Here is a 4770-nt window from a genome sequence, read left to right as displayed (position 1 = left end):
AAGTCCGACAAGCATAAGACAAGCTGGCGGGAAGGTTGTTCTTTAACCTTCTTGACAGATTGGCTTATGACCTCGAGGTCGACAAAAACGCGACGTCCTCCCAAAAGCTTCACTTTTGGTCGTGCGATGTGTCGCTGACGAAGCTTTCCTTGTCCTGTCGCATTGTCGACACTAGTACGTCCTGTACGTCGGGGGTAGGCGCTCCTCCTAAAAGCTATCGCTTTTACTCGTGCGATGATTATGCTGCCGAAGTGTTCCTTGTGGAGCTAGACAGTTCTCAAACTCGAGAAAAGTTATTCTTTATTTATTAGATAAATAGCTATTTTTTTAAGCTTAATTAATTGAAAATGGGGAAATAAAGTACTAACAAGGCAGGCAGGTAAAATGGGACAATTAATAAAATTGCAGGATTACGTTTCACGTTATGAACAAAATATTTATTTATATCCTTCACGTTTTGTTAGACTTAAAAAACAGCAATGGGATAAGTTGAAAATTGGCTGGGAGAATGAGGATTCCTCCATTTTTCAAGAAGGGCTTCAGACCCAGCAAGGAAGTACCGATTGGCTAGAGGACGAAAAGCAGCCTTTACTGGATAAGTTAAAGGGTCTGTTGAAGTTTGGAAAAGGTGAATCAATTGATGAAACGATATTCGATTCAGAACTAGAGGAAAAAGAGGAGGAACCCGAGGAGGAGTCTCTCGACTTCCATACAAGTTTTACTTATAGACCCGATACAATAGAGGATTTGAAATATCAATTCCTTGATCAAATCTTTCGTTTTCAGATGAAGTGGGCAAGTTCAACTTTAACGGAAAAATCCTTTATCGATAAAAGGTATTATTACGATGAAAGACTTAAATATTTCCTTCAGCGATTTCCCGATACGTTTCTAGTGCTCTATCACCCGCTTTTTTTATTAAAAAAGGCTCCAGTTGAATTAGAAACCATTATCATCAGCCCTACTGGTGTATGGTGTATAAGCTTTGTAGAGGAAGAGGATCTGTCTGTTTTCATAGGATCAAAAGAAAGATTCTGGCTTAAGCGTGTGAAAGGCAAGGAAAAAAAGGTATTAAATCCGGTTTTAGCATTAAATCGGACAGGAAAAATTGTACAGCAAATTTTTCAGATGAATGAAATTGATTTTCCTATTTACAAAGCAGTTATTTGCCGGAACGGCTATATCGATTATCCTGCATCACCATTTGACGTGCAATTGATTGAAAAAAGAAATTATGATGAATGGTTTAATAGCATGAGAAACCTCCGCTCTCCGTTAAAGCATAACCAGCTTAAAGGAGCGCAGGCTTTGCTTCAGTATTGCCAAACGTCATCCATAAGAAGGTTAGAATGGGAGTTAGCAGACGAAAGTTAAAATGTCGATTAAAAGGCTGATGTTATGAAAAATATTTATTTTATTATTAATCCACAAGCGAAAAATGGATATTGTCAAAAAGTTTGGAGAAAGCTGGAACGGACTCTCCTTGAACAAAAGATTCCTTACATGGCCTTTTTTACAGAATATCGTGGTCATGCGAAAGATATTGTCCGATCCATTGCCGTTAAATCAGAAGGAAGTCAAGTTACGATTATAGCTGTCGGCGGCGATGGCACGATGCATGAGGTTATTAATGGTGCAGCAAACTTCCACCATGTCCATGTGTCTTTTATTCCTGGCGGGTCAGGCAACGACTTCTCAAGAGGATTTAATATTTCCAAAAACCCAGCCAAGGCACTTAATACCTTATTACAGCAATTAGAACAAGAGAATACCGTATGCGTTGATATTGGAAAAATGACAATCGAAAACAATAGAGAACTCTATTTTATTAATAATATGGGAGCCGGCTTTGATGCTCTTATTTCAAAAGAGGTGAACCAATCCAAGATAAAGGGAGTATTTAACCGCCTCTCTCTCGGAAAATTTGTCTATGTTTATTTTTTATTAAAAAATTTGTTTACCTATAAAAAAACACAAATTGATCTCAAAATTGATGGCAGCGAATATTCGTTTCCTTCCGCATGGTTTGTGACGGTATCCAACCAGCCTTATTATGGAGGCGGAATGAAAATTTCCCCCGATGCTTCACCGTTTGATGGGAAGTTAAATATAACAGTTGTTCATAACCTATCAAGAATAAAACTATTACTCATTTTCATTACAGTGTTTTGGGGAGGACATACAGGATTTAAAGAGGTTTCTTTTTTGACCGGCAGAAGTATTCAAATTAAGTCAGACAGTCATCTACATGTCCATGCGGACGGAGAGGAAATCGGTTTAACTCCTGCCATAGTCACAGCTTGTCGAAAGAAACTGCCAGTCGTCTCGAACTGCAGCTTAAACGAAAAGGAGGTAAGCATAAATGACTTCTATTAAGCGTGAATTTTCCGCCTTTTTAGATGAAATGCAAACAATAACAGTCTTACTTCCTTTTCATTATCATGGAGGGGTTTCCACTTCTTTTTCGATAATGGATGACAATAACGAGCCTTTTTCCAAGATGGTCATTCTCAGCCGCATAGCTTTAGAAAATAAAATGAAATATATTTGTAAATTAGAAGCGGAGCCTATTATTGGCAAGCAATATTGGATCATGGATGAATTCGGAGGGAAAACAGATTTACAGATTGGGGCAGTAATTCGAACGAATGCCTTTGATGAAGCTTTTTTCTATAATGGCTCTCTAGGCTTTTCCTATTTGAAAGAAAAAACAAGCTTTAAAGTTTGGGCACCCACTGCGACCCTTGTTAAGGTTAAACTAGTCCCTTTGGGAAGCAAAGAGCCAGAAATACTAGAAATGAATAGAGGCGATAAAGGGGTCTGGCAGCTGACAGTCTGCCGTGATCTAGAATATTATCAATACTCCTATCTTCTTTGCGTTAATTTAGAATGGAGAGAAGCCGCAGATCCTTATGCCACAGCTGTAAGCATGAATGGTGAATATGGCACCATCATTGATATGAACAAAACTAAAACCGCTAAACCCCCACTGCCGCCTCTTGAACAGCCTACAGATGCGATCATATATGAAACCCACATTAGAGATTTCTCCATTCATCCAAACAGCGGAGTAATGAATAAGGGAGCATACCTTGGAGCGGGAGAGCTTAATACAAGAGATAAAGACGGATTTCCTACTTGTTTATCGTATGTAAAAGAACTTGGGATCACTCATATTGAATTCCTTCCAGTACATGATTTTGAAGGTGTTAATGAACGTAGACCAAAAAAAGAATACAATTGGGGTTACAACCCGCTGCACTTTAATGCACCAGAAGGGAGTTATTCTACTGACCCTGGGGATCCTTATGCAAGAATTAAAGAATTGAAATGGATGATACACTCTATCCATTCTCAAGGTATTAGAGTCATCATAGATGTTGTGTATAATCACGTTTATATTCGAGAAACATCATCTTTTGAAAAAATAGTCCCAGGCTACTACTTTCGCCATGACCAATTTGGGATCCCATCAAATGGAACCGGAGTTGGAAATGACTTTGCTTCAGAGCGTTTGATGGCGCGAAAATATATTCTTGATTCAGTGATGTATTGGCTAAATGAGTATCAAATAGATGGCTTTCGTTTTGATTTAATGGGCATTTTAGATAATGAAACAATGAACAAGGTGAGAAAGGCAGTAAATTCAGTAGATCCTTCGGTGATTATCATAGGTGAAGGATGGGACTTGAATACCCCTTTGCTTTCCCGTGTGAAAGCAAACATTGGTAATCAGGCACAACTTCCTGGAATCGGTCAATTTAATGATTGGTTCCGAGATACGATAAAGGGCAGTACCTTTAATTTATATGATAAGGGCTATGCTCTTGGTAATAATCAATACTATTTGACAGCTAAGAAGGTATTGGCAGGCAGTATTGGATTGGAGAAGAAGGAAAAGGGACTATTCTATTCACCTAGTCAATCTGTTAATTATGTGGAGTCTCATGATAACCATACATTGTGGGATAAGCTATTAGTATGTTCCTCAGAAAAAACAGATCCGATAATCCAGCGTCAGCATCGGCTGGCAACGGTAATGGTGCTGCTTGCTCAAGGCATCCCTTTTTTGCATAGCGGCCAGGAGTTTTTTAGGACGAAAAAAGGGATTGGAAATAGCTATCGATCTCCAGATGAGATTAATTATTTGGATTGGGATCGAAAATCCTTATATTCAGACAATGTAGACTATATTAGAGGTATGATTAACATTCGCAAATCACACAAAGCTTTTAGGTTTTCAAGTGCTGAATTAATTCGTAAGCATTTACGTTTTTTACCCTTTGACAATAAAATAATTGGAATTATTTTAGAGGATGTCGGTGAATTTGGACAGTGGGATCGTTTGATCATGATATTTAACCCTTCTGAGTGCCAGCAATCAGTTCAGATTCCAAAAGGTGTTTGGCACGTGCTGGCAGATGAAAACAAGGCTGGTTTGGATGCAATAAGGGTGATTAAACATCCTTTAATCACCCTTATGCCCATCAGTTCTTATGTTCTCGTTAGCCGTTTTTTGTCGACTTAAATAAATAGACTTGACGAAAAAAGGCAGTAAGAGATAAAATTTATTAAGATGGCTATTGGGGGAATTATAGAACAATAGCTTTTTTTCTTTTAATAATATAGTTGAATAATGAGTAGATTTATGATCATTTATATTTGTAATGGCGGGCTTGCTGTTTAGTCCGCCTTCTATTTCTTTTTACTAGTTATTACTTTTTAGAGTTAGATAACTGTCTAGCTCCAGTGCCTACCCCCGATGTACAG

3 protein-coding genes are annotated in these 4770 nt (G+C 38.2%); all 3 read left to right on the top strand.

Going from position 1 to position 4770, the window contains the following annotated elements; genetic code table 11:
• The first annotated feature begins 384 nt into the window (after positions 1-384).
• The 3 genes from V7164_RS07450 to pulA are packed head-to-tail and all read left to right on the top strand — an operon-like array spanning position 385 to position 4528.
• A complete protein-coding gene (locus tag V7164_RS07450) occupies positions 385-1374 on the top strand; it encodes a nuclease-related domain-containing protein (protein WP_335343844.1) in 990 nt (329 codons plus the stop codon).
• A 24-nt stretch (positions 1375-1398) separates the two neighbouring features.
• Positions 1399-2376, top strand: a complete 978-nt coding sequence (locus V7164_RS07445) for a diacylglycerol/lipid kinase family protein (protein ID WP_335353785.1) — start codon at positions 1399-1401, stop codon at positions 2374-2376.
• Positions 2363-4528: a type I pullulanase gene (pulA, locus tag V7164_RS07440; protein ID WP_335353784.1), complete on the top strand. Its 2166-nt coding sequence runs from the start codon at positions 2363-2365 to the stop codon at positions 4526-4528. The genes V7164_RS07445 and pulA overlap by 14 nt, the downstream gene beginning before the upstream one ends.
• Positions 4529-4770 lie beyond the last annotated feature (242 nt).

This window comes from Bacillus sp. JJ1474 (assembly GCF_036965225.1).
Classification (GTDB): Bacteria; Bacillota; Bacilli; order Bacillales; family Cytobacillaceae; genus Cytobacillus.
Note: the sequence above shows the minus strand (reverse complement) of the source record. Positions and strands in the feature narration are given on the sequence as shown.

Bases quoted from the DNA above. Each gene is read 5' to 3' on its own strand.
- V7164_RS07450 (WP_335343844.1), top strand. From the start codon at position 385: ATGGGACAATTAATAAAATTGCAGGATTACGTTTCACGTTATGAACAA.
- V7164_RS07445 (WP_335353785.1), top strand. From the start codon at position 1,399: ATGAAAAATATTTATTTTATTATTAATCCACAAGCGAAAAATGGATAT.
- pulA (WP_335353784.1), top strand. From the start codon at position 2,363: ATGACTTCTATTAAGCGTGAATTTTCCGCCTTTTTAGATGAAATGCAA.